Source organism: Mesorhizobium sp. B2-5-11 (genome assembly GCF_006440835.1).
In the GTDB taxonomy this organism is placed as follows: domain Bacteria; phylum Pseudomonadota; class Alphaproteobacteria; order Rhizobiales; family Rhizobiaceae; genus Mesorhizobium.
In genome coordinates this window covers 233287-250950 of sequence record NZ_VFUK01000002.1, presented here as the reverse complement: position 1 = coordinate 250950, position 17664 = coordinate 233287, and the positions used below count along the sequence as shown (strand labels likewise).

At 64.0% G+C, this 17664-nt stretch carries 24 protein-coding genes; 11 read left to right on the top strand and 13 right to left on the bottom strand.

The window, feature by feature from the left end; translation table 11 throughout:
- Positions 1–58: 58 nt before the first annotated feature.
- The 7 genes from sucD to mdh form a co-directional block, all read right to left on the bottom strand.
- Positions 59–961: a succinate--CoA ligase subunit alpha gene (gene sucD / locus FJ490_RS08345; RefSeq protein WP_140518080.1), complete on the bottom strand. Its 903-nt coding sequence runs from the start codon at positions 959–961 to the stop codon at positions 59–61.
- Positions 962–987: 26 nt separating this feature from the next.
- A complete protein-coding gene (locus tag FJ490_RS08340) occupies positions 988–1404 on the bottom strand; it encodes a PIN domain-containing protein (RefSeq protein ID WP_033838548.1) in 417 nt (138 codons plus the stop codon).
- Positions 1331–1636, bottom strand: coding sequence for a hypothetical protein (locus FJ490_RS08335; RefSeq protein ID WP_140492797.1), 306 nt, complete (start codon positions 1634–1636; stop codon positions 1331–1333). Before FJ490_RS08335 ends, FJ490_RS08340 begins: the two co-directional genes overlap by 74 nt.
- An 83-nt stretch (positions 1637–1719) precedes the next feature.
- Positions 1720–2217 (bottom strand): DUF1579 family protein, encoded by a 498-nt coding sequence (locus FJ490_RS08330; RefSeq protein ID WP_140492799.1) that lies wholly within the window; start codon positions 2215–2217, stop codon positions 1720–1722.
- A 3-nt stretch (positions 2218–2220) separates the two neighbouring features.
- Positions 2221–2592 carry a cupin domain-containing protein gene (locus FJ490_RS08325; protein ID WP_140492802.1) on the bottom strand — a complete coding sequence of 124 codons (372 nt, stop codon included), beginning with the start codon at positions 2590–2592 and terminating at the stop codon, positions 2221–2223.
- A gap of 4 nt (positions 2593–2596) precedes the next feature.
- A complete protein-coding gene (sucC, locus tag FJ490_RS08320) occupies positions 2597–3790 on the bottom strand; it encodes an ADP-forming succinate--CoA ligase subunit beta (protein WP_140729437.1) in 1194 nt (397 codons plus the stop codon).
- Between the two features lie 30 nt (positions 3791–3820).
- The gene (mdh, locus tag FJ490_RS08315) at positions 3821–4789 is read right to left on the bottom strand and encodes a malate dehydrogenase (RefSeq protein ID WP_140492808.1); all 969 of its coding nucleotides are present in this window, start codon (positions 4787–4789) and stop codon (positions 3821–3823) included.
- 234 nt (positions 4790–5023) lie between these two features.
- Here mdh and FJ490_RS33040 point away from each other — a divergent pair, with 234 nt between their 5' ends.
- Together FJ490_RS33040 and FJ490_RS33035 are read left to right on the top strand one after the other, a co-directional pair.
- The gene (locus FJ490_RS33040; protein WP_246672616.1) at positions 5024–5179 is read left to right on the top strand and encodes a hypothetical protein; all 156 of its coding nucleotides are present in this window, start codon (positions 5024–5026) and stop codon (positions 5177–5179) included.
- Positions 5176–5460, top strand: coding sequence for a GNAT family N-acetyltransferase (locus tag FJ490_RS33035; protein ID WP_246672618.1), 285 nt, complete (start codon positions 5176–5178; stop codon positions 5458–5460). The genes FJ490_RS33040 and FJ490_RS33035 overlap by 4 nt, the downstream gene beginning before the upstream one ends.
- A 45-nt stretch (positions 5461–5505) precedes the next feature.
- On the opposite strand, the gene zapE is transcribed toward FJ490_RS33035, so the two are convergent.
- The 3 genes from zapE to FJ490_RS08295 form a co-directional block, all read right to left on the bottom strand.
- Positions 5506–6705 carry a cell division protein ZapE gene (gene zapE / locus FJ490_RS08305; RefSeq protein WP_140729436.1) on the bottom strand — a complete coding sequence of 400 codons (1200 nt, stop codon included), beginning with the start codon at positions 6703–6705 and terminating at the stop codon, positions 5506–5508.
- A gap of 27 nt (positions 6706–6732) precedes the next feature.
- Positions 6733–7272, bottom strand: a complete 540-nt coding sequence (locus tag FJ490_RS08300) for a protease inhibitor Inh/omp19 family protein (protein WP_140550731.1) — start codon at positions 7270–7272, stop codon at positions 6733–6735.
- Positions 7273–7408: 136 nt separating this feature from the next.
- A complete protein-coding gene (locus FJ490_RS08295; protein WP_140518076.1) occupies positions 7409–7852 on the bottom strand; it encodes a hypothetical protein in 444 nt (147 codons plus the stop codon).
- Between the two features lie 129 nt (positions 7853–7981).
- Here FJ490_RS08295 and FJ490_RS08290 point away from each other — a divergent pair, with 129 nt between their 5' ends.
- The 8 genes from FJ490_RS08290 (at position 7982) to FJ490_RS08255 (ending at position 15312) form a co-directional block, all read left to right on the top strand.
- Positions 7982–9001: an MBL fold metallo-hydrolase gene (locus FJ490_RS08290; protein WP_140729435.1), complete on the top strand. Its 1020-nt coding sequence runs from the start codon at positions 7982–7984 to the stop codon at positions 8999–9001.
- Positions 9002–9090: 89 nt separating this feature from the next.
- Positions 9091–9252 carry a DUF1328 family protein gene (locus tag FJ490_RS08285; protein ID WP_140492827.1) on the top strand — a complete coding sequence of 54 codons (162 nt, stop codon included), beginning with the start codon at positions 9091–9093 and terminating at the stop codon, positions 9250–9252.
- Between the two features lie 72 nt (positions 9253–9324).
- Positions 9325–10209: a diaminopimelate epimerase gene (gene dapF, locus FJ490_RS08280; protein WP_140518073.1), complete on the top strand. Its 885-nt coding sequence runs from the start codon at positions 9325–9327 to the stop codon at positions 10207–10209.
- Positions 10209–11534, top strand: coding sequence for a tRNA (N(6)-L-threonylcarbamoyladenosine(37)-C(2))-methylthiotransferase MtaB (gene mtaB / locus FJ490_RS08275; protein ID WP_140559282.1), 1326 nt, complete (start codon positions 10209–10211; stop codon positions 11532–11534). Before dapF ends, mtaB begins: the two co-directional genes overlap by 1 nt.
- A gap of 12 nt (positions 11535–11546) precedes the next feature.
- Complete coding sequence (gene ftsY, locus FJ490_RS08270) at positions 11547–13379, top strand: signal recognition particle-docking protein FtsY (RefSeq protein WP_140729434.1); 1833 nt, start codon at positions 11547–11549, stop codon at positions 13377–13379.
- A gap of 54 nt (positions 13380–13433) precedes the next feature.
- Positions 13434–14108, top strand: coding sequence for a septation protein A (locus tag FJ490_RS08265; RefSeq protein WP_140524974.1), 675 nt, complete (start codon positions 13434–13436; stop codon positions 14106–14108).
- A 22-nt stretch (positions 14109–14130) separates the two neighbouring features.
- Positions 14131–14751: a pyridoxamine 5'-phosphate oxidase family protein gene (locus FJ490_RS08260; RefSeq protein ID WP_140729433.1), complete on the top strand. Its 621-nt coding sequence runs from the start codon at positions 14131–14133 to the stop codon at positions 14749–14751.
- Positions 14752–14781: 30 nt separating this feature from the next.
- The gene (locus FJ490_RS08255; protein ID WP_140566690.1) at positions 14782–15312 is read left to right on the top strand and encodes an NADPH-dependent FMN reductase; all 531 of its coding nucleotides are present in this window, start codon (positions 14782–14784) and stop codon (positions 15310–15312) included.
- Positions 15313–15315: 3 nt separating this feature from the next.
- Here FJ490_RS08255 and FJ490_RS08250 read toward each other — a convergent pair whose 3' ends face one another.
- Complete coding sequence (locus FJ490_RS08250; RefSeq protein WP_013892236.1) at positions 15316–15522, bottom strand: 4-oxalocrotonate tautomerase family protein; 207 nt, start codon at positions 15520–15522, stop codon at positions 15316–15318.
- A 23-nt stretch (positions 15523–15545) separates the two neighbouring features.
- Positions 15546–16463: an SMP-30/gluconolactonase/LRE family protein gene (locus FJ490_RS08245; protein WP_140518068.1), complete on the bottom strand. Its 918-nt coding sequence runs from the start codon at positions 16461–16463 to the stop codon at positions 15546–15548.
- 308 nt (positions 16464–16771) lie between these two features.
- On the opposite strand from FJ490_RS08245, the gene FJ490_RS08240 reads away from it, so the two are divergent.
- On the top strand, positions 16772–16939 hold the full coding sequence (locus tag FJ490_RS08240; RefSeq protein WP_140492852.1) for a hypothetical protein: 168 nt from the start codon (positions 16772–16774) through the stop codon (positions 16937–16939).
- A 114-nt stretch (positions 16940–17053) separates the two neighbouring features.
- Here the strand turns inward: FJ490_RS08240 and FJ490_RS08235 are convergent, their stop codons facing one another.
- The gene (locus tag FJ490_RS08235; RefSeq protein WP_140729432.1) at positions 17054–17647 is read right to left on the bottom strand and encodes a hypothetical protein; all 594 of its coding nucleotides are present in this window, start codon (positions 17645–17647) and stop codon (positions 17054–17056) included.
- Positions 17648–17664 lie beyond the last annotated feature (17 nt).

The window sequence follows — 17664 nt, the reverse complement described above, 5'->3', positions numbered from 1 at the left end:
CCCGTTCAGCTGCTACTCACCCGTTCTTCCCTTTTCACTACTCACTATTGACTACTCACTAGCCCTTAATTGCCTCGACCAGCGTCGTGCCCAGCCGGGCCGGCGATGGCGAAACTTTTATCCCGGCCGATTCCATTGCCGCGATCTTGTCTTCGGCGCCGCCCTTGCCGCCCGAGATAACCGCGCCCGCATGGCCCATGGTGCGGCCGGCCGGCGCCGTGCGTCCGGCGATGAAGCCCGCCATCGGCTTGCGGCGGCCGCGTTTGGCCTCGTCCTTGAGAAACTGCGCGGCGTCTTCCTCGGCCGAGCCGCCGATCTCGCCGATCATGATGATCGACTTGGTCTCGTCGTCGGCGAGGAACATTTCGAGCACGTCGATGAATTCGGTGCCTTTGACGGGATCGCCACCGATGCCGACAGCGGTGGTCTGGCCGAGGCCGACATTGGTGGTCTGGAACACGGCTTCATAGGTAAGCGTTCCCGAGCGCGAAACAACACCGACCGAACCCTTGCGGAAGATGTTCCCGGGCATGATGCCGATCTTGCATTCGTCGGGGGTGAGCACGCCGGGACAGTTCGGGCCGATCAGCCGCGACGTCGAACGGTCGAGCCGCGCCTTGACCTTGATCATGTCCATGACGGGAATGCCTTCGGTGATGCAGACGATGAGCGGGATTTCGGCCTCGATGGCCTCGATGATGGCTTCGGCAGCACCCGCCGGCGGCACATAGACGACGGAAGCGTTGGCGCCGGTCTTGGCCTTGCCCTCGGCGACGGTGGCGAAGATCGGCAGGTTCTCGCCCTTGGCGCCGGTCCAGGTCTCGCCGCCCTTCTTGGGATGGATGCCGCCGACCATCTTGGTCCCGTGATAGGCCAGCGCCTGTTCGGTGTGGAAGGTGCCGGTCTTGCCGGTCAGGCCCTGCACGAGCACCTTGGTGTTCTTGTCGACGAGAATGGACATGGTGAGAACGCCTCTGAATTCAGCGATTACAAGAAAGGATTGACGGCTCGCACCGAGCCATAAACCTGGTTGTGGTTGAGATCTTCGGTGTAGAAAATCGGCGCGCCGAGATATCCGGCTGCGGCAAGAAGCGCGGCGTCGTAGTAGTGAATTCCGTAGCGGCGTGCGAGGTCCAGTCCTGCGCGAACATAGCTTTCGTCGACAGGCACCAGCGGACAAGTGCCGAGGAGGACCAGCCATTGGTCGAGCAGATCATCCCCCAGAAGGGATTTTCCTCGCGCCACCGCTGTGAATTCGGCCAAGGTTTGCCCCGACACGCCAAAGACAGTGCTCGATACCAGGTCTTCTGCGATTGGCGCGCGACGTGGGTCACGATTCTTCTCCGAAGCCGCGTAGATCAGGACGTTCGTGTCGAGAAAGCAGTCGATCTTCCCGGTCGGCATAGGCGTCCCTTCGATCCCACTTGTAGGGGGTGTCGGCGCTGTCGCTCCGTTTCGCAGCCTCGTCCATAAGCCGCTTCATTCCCGCCTTGGCCCAGGCAATCCGATCTTCCTGCTCGACTTCATGCGCAAGCAGTGAACGAATGAGGGCGTTGAGCGTCGTCTTGCGACGTCCGGCAAGGCCTCGCGCTTTCTCAAGCAGTGCCTCGTCCATGGCCAGGGTGACGTTCTTCATCGCTCGTCTCCACATAAACACACAGCCAATATATGTGTGATTATGTGTCTTTCTTCAACCGCTTTGCCCAGGATTTCCATCGCTCAGCCATCCCCCAAAACGGAAGGCGGGACGCGCCGGTAAAGGCCGCTCATCATGTCTTGCCAGCCGTCGCTGCCGACGGGCTGGAATTGCAGTCGCATGCGATAGCTGTCGCTGCCGTCGAAAGCGTAGGTCACGCGTGCGGCCCCGCGCGGCGACGAGCGCAACAGCGTCAGTGTGTTGCCCTCCCACGTGCCGGAGGCCGGCGAGGCCGGCACAAAGCCCATCGAATCGAACTGATGCATGGTGACAAGGCTGTTTTGCCGGTCGAAGCCGAACACGCTGTGCGCGCCGAACGAAATCGTCCCGTCGCGGCGCTGGCGATAGCGTTGCACTACGAACAGGCCGCCGAACTGTGCCTCTGCCAGTACTTCCGAAGTCGCTGAGCCCCCATCGGCCCATTGTGTGTCCGCGACCTCTTCCTCGCCACGCCACGCGCCGACCAGCGCCTGCAGGCGCTGGTGATCGGGCGAGAGCGAGGAGAAGGAGGCCGCGTTCATGGTTCAGAGCCGCTTCAGGTCGGTGACGGTGAGATCGCTCTTGGCGTTGCCGGTGTTGAGCGTCGTCGCCGGCTCGAACATCAGCACCACCGGTTCCGGTGTCAGCGAACGCGGCCGGTGCTCGACGCCGCGCGGCACGACGATGAAGTCGCCTTCGCCGAGCTCGACCGGACCGTCGCGGAAATCGATGGCGATGCGGCCGCGCAGCACGAGGAAGGCTTCGTCTTCGTTGTCATGGGCGTGCCAGTCGAAAACCGCGCCGAACTTGGCGACCTTCGCCTGGCTGTCATTGACATCGCCGGCGATATGCGGATCGAAGACATCCGCGATCTTCGCATCCGCAGCCTCGACGAGGTTTATCTTGCGTGGAGGCACTTGATCAGCCCTTCACCGCCGCCACGATCTTCTTGGCCGCGTCGTCAAGATCGTCGGCTGACACGACGTTGAGGCCGCTGTCGTTGATGATCTTCTTGCCGAGTTCGGCATTGGTGCCTTCCAGGCGCACGACCAGCGGCACTTTCAGGCCGACTTCCTTGACCGCGGCGATGACGCCCTCGGCGATGATGTCGCATTTCATGATGCCGCCGAAGATGTTGATCAGGATGCCCTTGACCGCCGGATCCCTGGTGATGATCTTGAAGGCCGCCGTCACCTTTTCTTTCGACGCGCCGCCGCCGACATCGAGAAAGTTGGCCGGCTCGGCGCCGTAGAGTTTGATGATGTCCATCGTCGCCATGGCGAGGCCGGCGCCATTGACCATGCAGCCGATATTGCCGTCGAGCGCGACATAGGCGAGGTCGTATTTCGACGCCTCGATCTCCTTCTCGTCCTCTTCGGTGGTGTCGCGCAGCTCGAGCACATCCGGATGGCGAAACAGCGCGTTGTTGTCGAACGACACCTTGGCGTCGAGGACGCGCAGCCGGCCGTTCTTCATGACGATCAGGGGATTGACCTCGAGCAGGCTCATGTCCTTCTCGACGAAGGCCTTGTAGAGGATCGGGAACAGCGTGCCGCCGTCCCTGGCAGCATCGCCGTCGAGCTTCAGCGCGCCATTGAGTTTCTTCACGTCATCCGCGGTAACGCCCTTTTCCGGATCGACGGCGACGGTGATAATCTTTTCCGGCGTGTCGTGGGCGACCGCCTCGATGTCCATGCCGCCTTCGGTCGAGACGACGAAGGCGATGCGGCCGACCGAACGGTCGACCAGAACAGACAGATAGAGCTCGCGCTCGATGTCGGCGCCATCCTCGATATAGAGCCGGTTGACCTGCTTGCCGGCCGGGCCGGTTTGCTTGGTCACCAGCGTGTGGCCGAGCATCTCGTTGGCGTTGGCGACGACGTCGGCGACCGACTTGGCCAGTCGCACGCCGCCCTTGGCGTCAGGCCCGAGCTCCTTGAACTTGCCCTTGCCGCGGCCGCCGGCATGGATCTGGCTCTTCACCACATAGAGCGGGCCGGGCAGCGCCTTGGCGGCGGCTTCCGCCTCATCCGCCTTGAACACCGGCACGCCTTGGGCCACCGGCGCGCCAAAGCCCTTCAGCAGCGCCTTGCCCTGATATTCATGGATGTTCATCTGGATCGTCTCCGGATCAGCTGCTGGGGTTCACTTCGAGGCGAGTTGCGGCGCGATCTTGACGCAGGCCTCGGTCAGGCCCTGCACCGCCGCCACCGAGCTATCGAACATCTTCTGCTCTGGCTTGGAAAGCTCGATCTCGATCACGCGCTCGACGCCACCGGCGCCGATCACCACGGGAACGCCGACATAGGTGTTCTTCACGCCATACTGGCCGGAAAGATGAGCCGCGCAAGGCAGCACACGCTTCTTGTCCTTGAGATAGGCTTCGGCCATCGAGATCGCCGATGCGGCCGGCGCATAATAGGCCGAGCCGGTCTTCAACAGGCCGACGATTTCGGCGCCGCCATCGCGGGTGCGCTGCACGATCTGGTCGAGCTTCTCTTTCGAGGTCCAGCCCATCTTGACGAGATCGGGCAGAGGAATGCCTGCAACCGTCGAATAGCGGATCATCGGCACCATGGAATCGCCATGGCCGCCGAGCACGAAGGCGGTGACGTCCTCGACCGAGACCTTGAACTCCTCGGCCAGGAAATAGCGGAAGCGAGCGCTGTCGAGCACGCCGGCCATGCCCACGACATGGGTGTTGGGCAGGCCGGAAAACTTCTGCAGCGCCCAGACCATCGCATCCAGCGGATTGGTGATGCAGATGACGAAGGCCTTCGGCGCGTACTTCTTCAGGCCGGCGCCGACCTGTTCCATGACCTTGAGGTTGATGCCGAGCAGATCGTCGCGGCTCATGCCCGGCTTGCGCGGCACGCCGGCGGTGACGATGCAGACGTCCGCCCCTTCGATCCCGGCATAGTCGTTGACGCCGGTCAGCCTGGAATCGAACCCGTCGACCGGCGACGATTGCGCGATATCGAGCCCCTTGCCCTGCGGGATGCCTTCGGCAATATCGAACAGAACCACGTCGCCGAGGTCCTTGAGGCCGATCATGTGAGCGAGCGTGCCGCCGATCATGCCAGAGCCGATAAGCGCTATCTTGTTGCGTGCCATGTCAGGATAGTTTCCCTTTGTTCGTGACGTCGCTCAAATCGCTGACGATCTGATGACGGCGTCGAGGAAGAGACCGGAATGCTGCGGGGATCCCGCGAGATTTCGCCGCACCCAATAGCCCCGGCGCCGCGTAAATTCAAACGATTATTTTGGAGCGAGCGTTTTCAATCGGTTAGAGTGACTGGGAATTACGTAAACGTAAAAGTTTGAAACTCGACTGGGAAAATCTACACGATGAAGATGGAGGTCGTAAGACTTGATGCCGGCGATGACGCCCTTGTGATGCGGGGAGCCGAGGATGTGTTCGACGAACCGGTCAGGCCAGATCGATTGGCAGTCTATCTCAGGGAACCCGGCCACTTCATGGTCGTGCGCTCGCCGACGGCGTGACCGTCGGTCAATGCGCCGCCATCATCCACCGTCATCCCGACAAGGCGACGGAGCTCTACATCGACGAGGTCGGCGTATCGCCGGCCTTCCAGCGCCAGGGCATCGCGCGAAAGATGCTCGACGCGATGTTTGCGATCGGCAGGGAGAATGGCTGCGAAGAAGCCTGGGTCGGCACCGAGCCGGACAACCGTGCCGCCCGCGCTTTACGAGTCGCGCAAGGAGACGCACGGTCCAGCGGAAGATTTTGTGATGTATGTATACGACTTGTAGGGCTCTCATAGCAGGAGCCGTACGGATCAGCCTTTGAAGGCCCCCGTCGGCTGGTTCTAGGCTTGCGCCTGCGCTTCGGTCGGCGTCGCCTTCGCCTTCCGCCGCTCCGCCCAATCCTCCAGCCAGTCGCGGCTCTGCATCTCGATCAGCCGCGACGCCGTGCGCTCGAACTCGAACACCTCGACGCCGCGCTTGGCCACATAGAGTTGCTGCGGCGGCGCTTCCGCGCTTACCACCAGCCTGATGTGATGGTCGTAGAGCGTGTCGACCAGCAGGATGAAGCGCTTGGCCTCGTTGCGCCGGCCTTCACCCAGCACCGGAATGTGGTCGATAAAGATGGTCGAGAAGCGGTCGGCAAGGGCCAGATAGTCGCGCGCGCCGAGCGGTTTCTCGCACAGATCGGCGAAGGAAAAACGCGCCGCGTCGCCGGCGGCGCGCGGAACGGCCAGCTGCCGGCCCTTGACGGCAAGCGACGCCTCGGCCGTCGGCGCGCCGCGCGTCATCGTTTGCCAAGCCGCGTCCAGCGCCTCATCGGCCGCCGCATCGGCGGGCGTCACATAGACTGGCGTACGGGCAAGCTTCTCCAGCCGATAGTCCTTGTCGGCATCGAGCGAGAGCACCTGCGCATGCCGTTCCAATATGCCGATGAAGGGCAGGAAAAGCTGACGGTTCAGCCCGTCGCGATAGAGGTTCTCCGGCGCTACGTTCGACGTCGCCACCAGCACCACGCCGCTGGCGAACAGCGCCGAAAACAGCCGGGACAGGATCATCGCATCGGCGATGTCGGTGACCGAGAACTCGTCGAAACACAGTACCCAGGCCTGTTCGGCAAGCGCCCGCGCCACCGGCGGAATCGGATCGTCTTCCCTCACCGTGCCGTCCTTGCGCTCCTGCCGGTGCTTCTGGATGCGGTCCTGCACCTCGGCCATGAAGTCGTTGAAATGCACGCGGCGCTTGCGCCGCACCGGCAGCAGCTCGAAGAACAAGTCCATCAACATGGTCTTGCCGCGGCCGACGCCGCCATGGATGTAGAGGCCCTTGACCGCCTCGTGCGTCTCGCGCCTTCGGGCGAAGAGCCAGCCAAGCGCGCTCGATTTGTGCGCCAGCCGCTTCACCGAAATCTCTGATACCAGCCGGTCGAGAGCGGTGACGATCCGCTCCTGCGCCGGATCGCGCTCGATGGCACCGGTGTCGACCAGATGGTCGTAACGCTGCCTGACGGTCACATGGGTCTGGAGGCCGTCACGCAGATGCATAGGTCACGTCGTTGTCGAGGGGCTTGGCTACCTTGTAAGCGAGATCGGCAGGCCATTGGAAGTCTGGCCGTCGAATTTCGAGCCGCCCGAGGAATAGAGCCGTGCCAGCGTGCCGCCATTCTCATCGTAAAGCGTCAACTGCTTGCCGGCGACGTTCCATGACTTGATGCCGTCGATCGGCGCCGGGCAATGCAGCGGTCCGGCGCGGAAACCGGCGCCGAATTTGGTCTGCGGCGTCGCCACCTTGCAGCTCTGGCCGGAAACGCTGGCATTCCATACGCCGGCGACACTGGCCGCGGTCAGGTCCGGCGCACCCGCCGGCGCCGAACCGTCCGGCGGCAAGGAGGCGACCTGGCTGTTCTGCGGGGCGGTCGGGAATTGCGACGGATCCGTGGTGCCGGGGGAGGCCGGGGGCGGCAACTGGTTGGCCGTCACCTGACCGGACGGCGCCGGCTGCAGCGGCGCCGGCTGCTGGTCGTCCATCGAGGAAAACCGTGAGGTTGAGCAGCCGCTCGCAACGAGCGCCGCCAGCGATACGGCCACCAGGCCGGTTTTCGAAAAAGTCATTCCAACCTCCGTCGGATCCGGCGGGGCTGCCGTCCGCACAATGTCGCCCTCCACCAAGATGGAGAAGGTGGCGAAATTTCAACCCGATATGGTTAAAATAGGGTTTGCGCCAAGAATTGTTGCAAATTTGTCGCAATCATCCGGCCAGCGGAGCGCTCGGCACGAATATATAGCCGTCCGGTCCGACGACATAGCTCTCGCGCAGGCCGTGCGGCTTGTCGATCGCCCCGGCCAGCACGATGTGGCCATGATCGCGCGCGGCGGCCTCGACCGCATCCGGGTTGGCGCCGTAAAGACGCAGCTCGACGCCGGCGCCGCGTGTCTCGGCGCCGGCGATCGTCCCTGTCATGGCATTGTCGAGATAGGAATGGTCGGCGTGCAGCATGAACACCGAGCCCAGCAGCTCGATCGCCGCGAAATCCTCGTCGGCATAGATGATATCGGCGCCGAGCACGTCGCGGCAGAAGGCTTCCATGGCCGCCATGTCGCTCACCAGCAGGTTGACGCCGATGCCGCGCGCCAGCGAGCGGCCGAAATCCCCGGCCTTCATCCATGGTGTCCTGGTCCGCTTCATCGCCATGGCATCGTCCTCCCCAATCCGATCCTACTCAAGCCGGCCGCCCGGGCCGTTGGCATTCGGCCGGCAAACGCTTGCGCCAGCCGGCACAAGGGCTATGTCTGGCAGACCGAAATTCACTGGAGTCGCAAATTGGCTGCGAGACCGAAAGCCGCCAATCGCTACTATAACGGCCCGCCCAGCGATCATTTCGACGGAACCTTGTTCTTCAATCCCGGCGGCCAGCCGCCGGCGCGTTTCGCCGATCTGCTGAAATGGCAGTTCAATGGCCAACGCTCGAAATGGCCGGCCACCAATCCGAGCCCCTTTCCGCAGGCAAAGCCGCCCGCACGTGTCGAGGGCGCCGGCCTGACCGTGACCATGGTCGGTCATTCCACGCTGCTGGTCCAGACCGCGGGCCTGAACATCCTCACCGATCCGGTATGGTCGCTGCGGGCCTCGCCGTTCTCCTTCGTCGGGCCGAAACGCGTCAACGCGCCGGGCATCGCCCTGGCCGACCTGCCGCCGATCGATCTCGTGCTGATCAGTCACAATCACTACGACCATCTCGACATCGCGACGCTGAAGCAGCTCAAGGCCAGGCACGACCCGCTGGTGGTGACCCCGTTCGGCAATGACGTCCTGATTGGCGGGGCGGTTCCCGGCATGCGGCTCTCGGCGCATGACTGGGGCGACAGGGTCGACATCGGCGATGGCGTGGCCGTCCATGTCGAGCCGGCGCATCACTGGTCGGCGCGCGGCACACGCGACCGGCGCATGGCGCTGTGGGCCGGCTTCGTCATCGAGACGCGGGCCGGCCGGATCTATTTCGCGGGCGATACCGGCTTCCATGATGGCATCAACTACCGGCTCATAGCTCACAAGCACGGCGGCTTCCGCTTCGCCATCCTGCCGATCGGCGCCTATGAGCCGCGCTGGTTCATGGCCTCGCAGCATCAAAACCCGGAGGAGGCGGTGCAAGGCATGACATTGTGCAACGCCGCCTATGCGGCCGGCTGCCATTGGGGCACGTTCCAGCTCACCGACGAACCGATCGACGAGCCGGCACGCAAGCTCGACGAGGCGCTGGAGGCCGAGGGCCTGCCGCGCGAACGTTTTCGCGCCTTGCGGCCAGGTGAGGTCTGGGACGTGCCGCAGGAAGCGGCGCTTTGACCGGGGCCGGCTGCGGCCGGCGGAACCCGAGCGCCACCGGCGCGTTTGTTGAAGGGGCTTCGATTTCTATCGCTTTGCGAGGCATTTCCATGCTCAGATGGATCATCATTCTCCTGATTATCGCCGCCGCTGCGAGCCTGCTCGGCATGCCTGCATTAGCGGGTGCGGCGGCCACCGGCGCGCGCATCCTGATCGGTATCGTGCTGATCATATTCCTGCTGATCGTGCTCGGCGTCTTCGCCGTCACCTGAAGGCGCGATGCACTGGTAATTCCCGCCCTTTTCCGCCATATAGCGGCAAACAGTACGGAATGACCGGAAGAAATGGCAGGCACCGCCCCTTTCGCCAAGATGAACGGCATCGGCAACGAGATCATCGTTGCCGACATGCGCGGCCGTGCCGACCGGGTGACGCCGACAGCGGCGATCGCGCTCAACGCCGATGCCTCGACGCGGTTCGACCAGATCATGGCGATCCATGAGGCGCGGACGCCGGGTACGGCCTATTTCATCGACATATTGAATTCGGACGGCTCGGGCGCGCAGGCCTGCGGCAACGGCATGCGCTGCGTCGTCCAGGCGCTGGCGGCCGAGACCGGACAAAAGACATTCACCTTCGAGACCGTCGCCGGAATCCTCAACGCGCAGGAACATGCCGACGGCTCGATCTCGGTCGACATGGGCACGCCGCGCTTCGGCTGGCGGGACATTCCGCTCGCTGAGGAGTTTCGCGATACCCGCATGATCGAATTGCAGGTCGGCCCGATCGACGCCCCGGTGCTGCATTCGCCCTCGGTCGTCTCCATGGGCAATCCGCATGCCATCTTCTGGGTCGACCGCGACGTCTGGTCCTACGAACTCGACCGCTTCGGACCGCTGCTCGAAAACCATCCGATCTTCCCCGAGCGCGCCAACATCACCATCGCGCAGGTGACCTCGCCCGACAGCATGATCATCCGCACCTGGGAACGCGGCGCCGGCCTGACCAAGGCTTGCGGCACGGCATCCTGCGCCGCCGTCGTGGCTGCGGCCCGCACCCGGCGCACCGGGCGCAGCGTCAATCTACTGACCCCCGGCGGCGGCTCGCTGCACGTCGAATGGCTTGAAAACGACCATGTCATCCTGACCGGTGCGGCCGAATGGGAGTTTTCCGGCAGCTTCGATCCCTCGAGCGGCGCCTGGGCGCGCGACACCGAAAGCGCGGCCTGATGCCCGCTCCTTTCAAGGATGGCGATGTGGGGAAGGGCCCCAATCGCATCGAACTGGTGACCTTCGGCTGCCGGCTGAACACTTATGAATCCGAGGTGATGCGGCGCGAGGCCGAAACTGCGGGCCTCGGTGGGCTGGCTGGCGGCGCCGTCATCTTCAACACCTGCGCCGTCACCGGCGAAGCGGTCCGCCAGGCCAAACAGGCGATCCGCAAGGCGCGCCGCGACAACCCCGAAGCTCGCATCATCGTCACCGGCTGCGCGGCGCAGACCGAGCCGCAGAATTTCGCGGCCATGGACGAGGTCGATCTCGTCCTTGGCAATGAGGAGAAGCTGAAGGCCAATTCCTATCGCGCGCTGCCGGATTTCGGCGTCAACGACAGCGAGAAGGCGCGCGTCAACGACATCTTCTCCGTACGCGAGACCGCCGGCCATATGGTCGATGCCATCGAGGGCAGGGCACGCGCCTTCGTGCAGGTGCAGAATGGCTGCGACCACCGCTGCACCTTCTGCATCATCCCCTATGGCCGCGGCAATTCACGCTCGGTGCCGATGGGCGCCGTGGTCGAGCAGGTCAAGCGGCTCACCGGCAACGGCTATGCCGAGATCGTGCTGACCGGCGTCGACATGACGAGTTTCGGCGCCGACCTGCCGGGCGCACCGAAACTCGGCAGGCTGGTGAAGACCATCCTGCGCCAGGTGCCGGACGTGAAGCGCCTGCGCCTCTCCTCCATCGATTCCATCGAGGCCGACGACGATTTGCTCGACGCCATCGCCACCGAGCCGCGGCTGATGCCGCATCTGCATCTGTCGCTGCAATCCGGCGATGACATGATTTTGAAGCGCATGAAGCGTCGGCATCTGCGCGATCAGTCGATCCGCTTCTGCGAAGACGTGCGCAAGCTGCGCCCTGACGTCGTCTTCGGCGCCGACATCATCGCCGGCTTCCCGACCGAGACGGAGGCGATGTTCGAAAATTCGGCAAAGATCGTCGAGGAATGCGGGCTGACCCACCTGCACGTCTTTCCGTTTTCGCCGCGCGAAGGCACGCCCGCCGCGCGCATGCCGCAGGTCCGCCGCGAAGTGGTCAAGCAGCGGGCAGCCCGCCTGCGCGCCGCCGGCGAGACCGCATATCGCCGCCATCTGTCGTCGCTCTCCGGAACGCGCCAGTCGATCCTGATCGAGCGCGACGGGCTCGGCCGCACCGAAGGGTTTACGCTCGCCGCGCTCGCCACCGGCGCGCCGGGCGAGATCGTCGAAGCAACAGTCACCGGTCATGACGGCGCCCGGCTGATCGCGGCCCCGCTTGCCGCCCGCGCCGCCTGAGAAACGCAAGAGATGGCCGGGTTCTTCAAGAAGATATTTTCGTTCGGCAAGAAGGAGGTCGTCGAGGAGCGCGTCGACGAGACCGCCCCGCTGCCGCCGATCAAATGGGATCAGCTCGACACGCTGAAGCCGGCGGCCGAGCAGGCCGTTCCGGAATTCCTGAAGCGGGAGGAGACCCAGGCTCAGCCTCCCGTCGAGCCCGCGCCGCCCGAGGAGCCGACACCCGAGCCTGCCCCGGCCATTCCGCCGGTGCCGGAGCCGACTGTTCCGCCCGAGCCGGAACCGCTGCCGGAGCCGCGGCCGGAGGAGGAACCGGCACCGACGCCCGAGCGCCCGGAGCCGCCGGCACCTGAGGAAGTTCCGACACCTCCGGCCATTCCGGAGCCTGCGCCCGAACCGCGGCCGCAGGAGGTACCGCCGCCAGCGCCCGCCGAGCCGGAAATTGTCCCGTCGCGCCCGGAGCAGCTGCCGGAACCGGCACCCGCCGAAGTACCGACGCCCGCCGAAGTTCCGGTCGAGACGCCGGCGCCAATCGAGATTCCTACGACACCGTCTTCGGCGCAGCCGTCACAGGCCGGCGCCCCCCCTCATCCGCCTGCCGGCGCCTTCTCCCCGTATAGTGACGGGGAGAAGGAAGAAGTTCCATCGCCAACGCCTCCCTCTCTCCGTCCTTCATGGGGAGAGGGTAAGGGGGAGGGGCGCCAGCCTGTCGAGAACCTGGCACCCAGTGCCGAAACTGCCGCCGAAATCTCGCCGCCAATTCGCCAGCCTGCGCCGATCGAGCCGCAGCCTGTGCGCGCCGAAATCGCGCCGGAACCTGAGGCAGTTCCCGTCCCGCCGAAGCCTGCGCCCGCCCCCGGAAAGGTAACGGTCGCCAGAAAGGTGGAGCAGAAGGCCGAGCCGCAGAAGGCGCCGGAGCCGGCGCCGCGGCGCTCCTGGTTCCAGCGCATGCGGGACGGGCTTGCCCGTTCCTCGCGCGAATTGTCGGGCAACATTGCCGGCGTCTTCACCAAGCGCAAGCTCGACGACGACACGCTGCAGGACCTGGAAGACGTGCTGATCCGCGCCGATCTCGGGCTGGAGACCGCCTTGCGCGTCACCGATTCGCTGGCCGCCAGCCGCTACGGCAAGGATGTCTCCGACGCCGAGGTCCGCACCGTGATGGCGCAGGAGGTCGAGAAGGTGCTGACCCCCGTCGCCCTGCCGCTGGAACTCGACCTCAGCCACAAACCGCATGTCATCCTGGTGGTCGGCGTCAACGGCACCGGCAAGACCACGACCATCGGCAAGCTGGCGGCCAAACTGACCGATGGCGGCCTGTCGGTGATGCTGGCCGCCGGCGACACCTTCCGAGCCGCCGCCATCGAGCAGCTCAAGATCTGGGGCGAGCGGACGAAATCGCCGGTCATCGCCTCCAAGCTCGGCGCCGATGCCGCCGGCCTCGCCTACGATGCCTTCGAGAAGGCGAAGGAAGCAGGCTCCGACGTGCTGATCATCGATACCGCCGGCCGCCTGCAGAACAAGGCCGAGCTGATGGCGGAACTCGAGAAGATCGTGCGCGTGCTGGGCAAGCTTGATCCGGAAGCGCCGCACACCGTGCTGCAGACGGTCGACGCCACCACCGGCCAGAACGCGCTCAACCAGGTCGAGATCTTCCGCAATGTCGCCGGGGTCAACGGCCTGGTGATGACCAAGCTGGACGGCACGGCGCGTGGCGGTATTCTGGTGGCGATCGCGGCAAAACACAGATTGCCGGTCTATTTCATCGGCGTCGGCGAACAGGTCGACGACCTCGAACCGTTCTCGGCAAGCGAATTCGCCAGGGCGATCGCTGGCGTTGCGTAACGGCATGATCCCGGGGAAGATTGCTTCAACCGGATCGTGCGTAAGAAGGAAGATATGAACCCACCCATTCTCGAACGCGATCCGTCCGACCCGCAGAAAGAGAAGAAGGAAGGCGTCAACCCGCTGCTCAAGCTCGTTCTCGAGCTAGGGCCGCTGCTGGTGTTCTTTTTCGCCAATGCGCGAGGCGAATGGCTGACGCAGAAATTCCCGGCGCTGGCTGAATTCGGCGGCCCGATCTTCGTCGCCACCGGCCTGTTCATGGCCGCCACCGCGATCGCGCTGGTCGCGTCGTGGCTACTCACCCGCACCCTGCCGATCATGCCGATGGTGTCGGGCGTCGTCGTTTTCATCTTCGGCGCGTTGACGCTCTACCTGCAGGACGACATCTTCATCAAGATGAAGCCGACCATCGTCAACACGCTGTTCGGCGGCGTGCTGCTCGGAGGGTTGTTCTTCGGCAGATCGCTGCTTGGCTACGTCTTCGATTCCGCCTTCAGGCTTGATGCCGAGGGCTGGAGGAAACTCACCTTCCGCTGGGGTCTGTTCTTCCTGTTCCTGGCCCTCGTCAACGAGGTGGTGTGGCGGAATTTTTCGACCGATGCCTGGGTTACCTTCAAGGTCTGGGGCATCATGCCGATCACGCTTCTGTTCACCTTCAGCCAGATGCCGCTGATCCTGCGCCATTCGCTGGACGACAAGACCGGCGGCGAAGAGAAGGCCCGCAAATAAGGCCTGCAATTGGGGGAGTGCCATGGAATTCGTCACCACGCGCGAAGAGCTGCGGACGATCTACAAGACGCCGCGTCCGATGGATGGTTCGATCCGCAAAGAATTGAAGGCGCTGGACGGCCATTGCCGCTCCTTCATAGGCAAGAGCCCCTTCGTGCTGATCGGCTCCTCCGACGGCGAAGGCAATGCCGATGTGACGCCCAAAGGCGACAAGCCAGGATTCGCCGCCGTGCTTGACGACAGGACCATCGCCATCCCCGACCGGCCCGGCAACAACCGGCTGGATACGCTGGAGAACATCCTGCTCAATCCGTCGGTCGGGCTGCTGTTCCTCATTCCCGGCATGAACGAGACGCTGCGCGTCAATGGCGACGCCCGCATCACCGTCGACGCCGCTTTGCGCGAACGGCTGGCCGTCGACGGCAAGGAGCCGCAGAGCGTCGTCGTGGTCGCCGTCAAGGCCGCCTACATGCATTGCGCCAAGGCCTTCATGCGCTCCGAGCTTTGGAAGCCGGAGAGCTGGCACGATCGCGCCACGCTGCCGACGCTCGGTCAGATCCTGCGCGACCAACTGGCGCTCGCCGATTCGGCCGAGGCGACCGACCGCTGGCTGGACGACGAATACAAGCAGACGATGTGGTAGCGTGCGCGGAAGATTCGTCAGAGCGTCGCCTTGCTGAACCTCCTTGCCATTTCCGGCAGCCTGCGGGCGGCCTCCACCAACTCGGCCCTGGTCGCGGCACTGGCGTGGAACGCGCCAGAGGGCTGCCGCGTCGCCATCCATGAAGGACTCGGCCTGCTGCCGATCTTCAACCCCGACGACGAGAGTGAGCGGACGCCGTCCGAAGCGTCCAGGCTGATCGATGCCGTCACCGCCGCCGACGGCGTCATCATCTCATGCCCGGAATATGCGCATGGCGTGCCGGGCGGCCTAAAGAATGCGCTCGACTGGCTGGTGTCGCGCGATGCCGCCGTCGACAAGCCGGCCATGCTGGTGCACGCCTCGCCGCGCTCGCTCTATGCCCGCGCCGCATTGGCGGAGATCATGCGCACCATGTCCTTCGCGCTTTATGACGGCGGGCTGGAGATCGGGCTGCTCGGCAAGAAGCCAGCTGAGGTGGAGGCCGTCCTGGGGGAGCAGGCGAACGCGTTGGCAATGCGCGATGCGTTGTCCGCTTTCGCGGATTTCATTCGCGCGCGTTAGCGCCTACCCTTTTCTCAGCGTCTCGACATCGGTCTTGCCGACGTACCAGTCGCGGGCGTTGACCTCCTCGAAGACCACCCAGACATCGTCATTGCCGAGCCCGGTGGCGTCCATGATCGCCGCCGTGACTTTTTTGGCGATGTCGGCTTTCTTGCCGGCCGGATCGGCGGCGATCACTTCCTTGACGATGCGGATGTTGACGAATGGCATGACGTCCTCCCCTTTAATTCAGCTCAGTAGGTCTTGGCGCCGTTCACCATCAGCCGGACCATGTAGAGCGAGGTGGTGCCGGCAATGTAGAGACAGTTCAGCTTGGCGCCGCCGAACACGCAATTGGCCGTCACCTCGGGCACCTTGACCTTGCCGATCAGCGTTCCGTCCGGATCGTAGCAATGGATGCCATCGGCGGCGCTGGTCCAGATGCGCCCGGCATCGTCGAGCCTGAAGCCGTCGAACAGGCCTGCGGTGCAGTCGGCGAAGACTTTTTCACCCGAGACCTTCTTGCCGCCCTCGCCGACATTGAATACCCGCATATGCGCCGGGTTCTGCGCGCCATGCGTGCGGCCGGTGTCGACGACATAGAGCTTGCTCTCGTCGAGCGAGAAAGCCAGCCCGTTCGGCCTGACCATGTCGGTGATGACAGCCTCGACATCGCCGGTACCGGGATCGACCCGGTAGACATGGCAGGCGCCGATCTCGCTCTCGGCCCTGTCGCCCTCGTAATCGGTGTCGATGCCGTAGGTTGGATCGGTGAACCAGATCGAGCCGTCCGACTTGACCACTACGTCATTGGGCGAATTCAGCCGCTTGCCCTTCCATTTGGCGGCAATGGTGGTGACCGAACCGTCGAACTCGGTGCGGCTGACGCGGCGCCCCGAATGCTCGCAGGTCACCAGCCGGCCCTGCCGGTCGACGGTGTTGCCGTTGGAATTGCCGCATGGCTGCCGAAACACGCTGACGCTGCCGTCGGTCTCGTCGTAACGCATCATGCGGTTGTTCGGGATGTCGGACCAGACGACATAGCGGCCGGCGGCGAACCAGGCCGGCCCTTCCGCCCATCGGCAGCCGGTGAAGAGCTTATCCACTTGCGCATTGCCGTTGAACAGCCGCGCAAAACGCGGATCGAGAATTTCGTAGTCGGCGGCGGCCATTCTTTCCTCCCGGTAACGTTGGCAATCCGGCGGCGATCAAGCCAGCAGGAGATCGATATGGCAAGGTCGGCGGCGATGACATTTCCGCAATTTGTAAGACAAAACGACAGGAACGGGCATTCCCATCACGGAAGGGCAATGCGCCGGCGCCGGGGGTGGCGTTCAGGCGCCATTAACCGGCTATGCACATAGCGCAATGGTGCATTGCAACATCTTCTTTTTGCGATGCACCATTCCTATGTCATGCTCCGTATCGATCAAGGGAGGAAGAAACCGGCCGCCAAATGCGGCCCAGAAGGAAACTCGCTATGATCCTCGACAGCCTCTTGACCCGCGCCCGCAGCAGCATCGCCAAGCGCAAGAACTACAACCGCCTCGTCGCTGAAATCGACAGCTTCTCCAGCCGCGATCTGGCCGACATGCGCGCCGACCGCTCGGAAATGCTTTATCAGGTCCACAAGCAGATCTACGGCTGAGCCCACAACAAGCAGACCAGCGCGCTCCGAGACATTGCTGTCCTCAACGGTGATGACGAGGGCGCGTGAAAACAGAAGCATTTGACACGTCGGCGAGCGGCGAACGCTTGTCCTTCAATTGTCGACGCGCCCGAAAGCCGGCACCTCGCCGATGACGGTGCGCCGGTCCTTGCCGCAGGCGAAGGACCGTGCTTTCTCGTCGGCAAGCTTGCGCGCCTGATCGTTGGCGGCAGGATTTCCTGTAGCCAGCACCAGTGCGACCGTGCAGCTGTCGCGCGCATCCATTTGCGCGACCTTGGAGACGAGCAGCACGTCGGTGGGTTTCTTCTCGTCTTCCGGATTGCTGATCGAGCGGCGGTGAATGACCGCGAACGGCACCGCCTTGTCGCCGTCGGTCTCGATGCGCCACTCGATCCTGGCGCCTGAGGAATTGAAGCCGGAGAAACTTTCCCAGACCGATGTCATGTCGCCGCCGGGCGGGAAACCATAAAACAGCGATTCGCGCGCATCGTCATAGGCGATCAGCACCGGATAGCCACGATAGCCCGAACAGGCGAGGTCGGCCCATTCGCCATCACCGTCCCCGGCCTGCGCATAGGTGACGCAGTCGTTCTTCCAGTCGAGATCGGTGTAGGCGCTCGATATCTCGCCGGCATGCGCTGCCTGGCAGACGCTGGCGAGAACGAGCGGAAGAACCAGGCTGCGCATCGCGGACATCTCCGTTG

Coding starts and splice junctions, on each gene's coding strand:
- ftsY (WP_140729434.1), top strand. CDS start 11,547: ATGGCCGGGTTCTTCAAGAAGATATTTTCGTTCGGCAAGAAGGAGGTC.
- FJ490_RS08330 (WP_140492799.1), bottom strand. CDS start 2,217: ATGAACGCGGCCTCCTTCTCCTCGCTCTCGCCCGATCACCAGCGCCTG.
- FJ490_RS08250 (WP_013892236.1), bottom strand. CDS start 15,522: ATGCCATTCGTCAACATCCGCATCGTCAAGGAAGTGATCGCCGCCGAT.
- FJ490_RS08245 (WP_140518068.1), bottom strand. CDS start 16,463: ATGGCCGCCGCCGACTACGAAATTCTCGATCCGCGTTTTGCGCGGCTG.
- FJ490_RS08265 (WP_140524974.1), top strand. CDS start 13,434: ATGAACCCACCCATTCTCGAACGCGATCCGTCCGACCCGCAGAAAGAG.
- FJ490_RS08335 (WP_140492797.1), bottom strand. CDS start 1,636: ATGAAGAACGTCACCCTGGCCATGGACGAGGCACTGCTTGAGAAAGCG.
- mtaB (WP_140559282.1), top strand. CDS start 10,209: ATGCCCGCTCCTTTCAAGGATGGCGATGTGGGGAAGGGCCCCAATCGC.
- dapF (WP_140518073.1), top strand. CDS start 9,325: ATGGCAGGCACCGCCCCTTTCGCCAAGATGAACGGCATCGGCAACGAG.
- FJ490_RS08300 (WP_140550731.1), bottom strand. CDS start 7,272: ATGACTTTTTCGAAAACCGGCCTGGTGGCCGTATCGCTGGCGGCGCTC.
- FJ490_RS08340 (WP_033838548.1), bottom strand. CDS start 1,404: ATGCCGACCGGGAAGATCGACTGCTTTCTCGACACGAACGTCCTGATC.
- sucD (WP_140518080.1), bottom strand. CDS start 961: ATGTCCATTCTCGTCGACAAGAACACCAAGGTGCTCGTGCAGGGCCTG.
- FJ490_RS08235 (WP_140729432.1), bottom strand. CDS start 17,647: ATGCGCAGCCTGGTTCTTCCGCTCGTTCTCGCCAGCGTCTGCCAGGCA.
- FJ490_RS08240 (WP_140492852.1), top strand. CDS start 16,772: ATGATCCTCGACAGCCTCTTGACCCGCGCCCGCAGCAGCATCGCCAAG.
- sucC (WP_140729437.1), bottom strand. CDS start 3,790: ATGAACATCCATGAATATCAGGGCAAGGCGCTGCTGAAGGGCTTTGGC.
- zapE (WP_140729436.1), bottom strand. CDS start 6,705: ATGCATCTGCGTGACGGCCTCCAGACCCATGTGACCGTCAGGCAGCGT.
- FJ490_RS33040 (WP_246672616.1), top strand. CDS start 5,024: ATGAAGATGGAGGTCGTAAGACTTGATGCCGGCGATGACGCCCTTGTG.
- FJ490_RS08295 (WP_140518076.1), bottom strand. CDS start 7,852: ATGGCGATGAAGCGGACCAGGACACCATGGATGAAGGCCGGGGATTTC.
- FJ490_RS08260 (WP_140729433.1), top strand. CDS start 14,131: ATGGAATTCGTCACCACGCGCGAAGAGCTGCGGACGATCTACAAGACG.
- mdh (WP_140492808.1), bottom strand. CDS start 4,789: ATGGCACGCAACAAGATAGCGCTTATCGGCTCTGGCATGATCGGCGGC.
- FJ490_RS08285 (WP_140492827.1), top strand. CDS start 9,091: ATGCTCAGATGGATCATCATTCTCCTGATTATCGCCGCCGCTGCGAGC.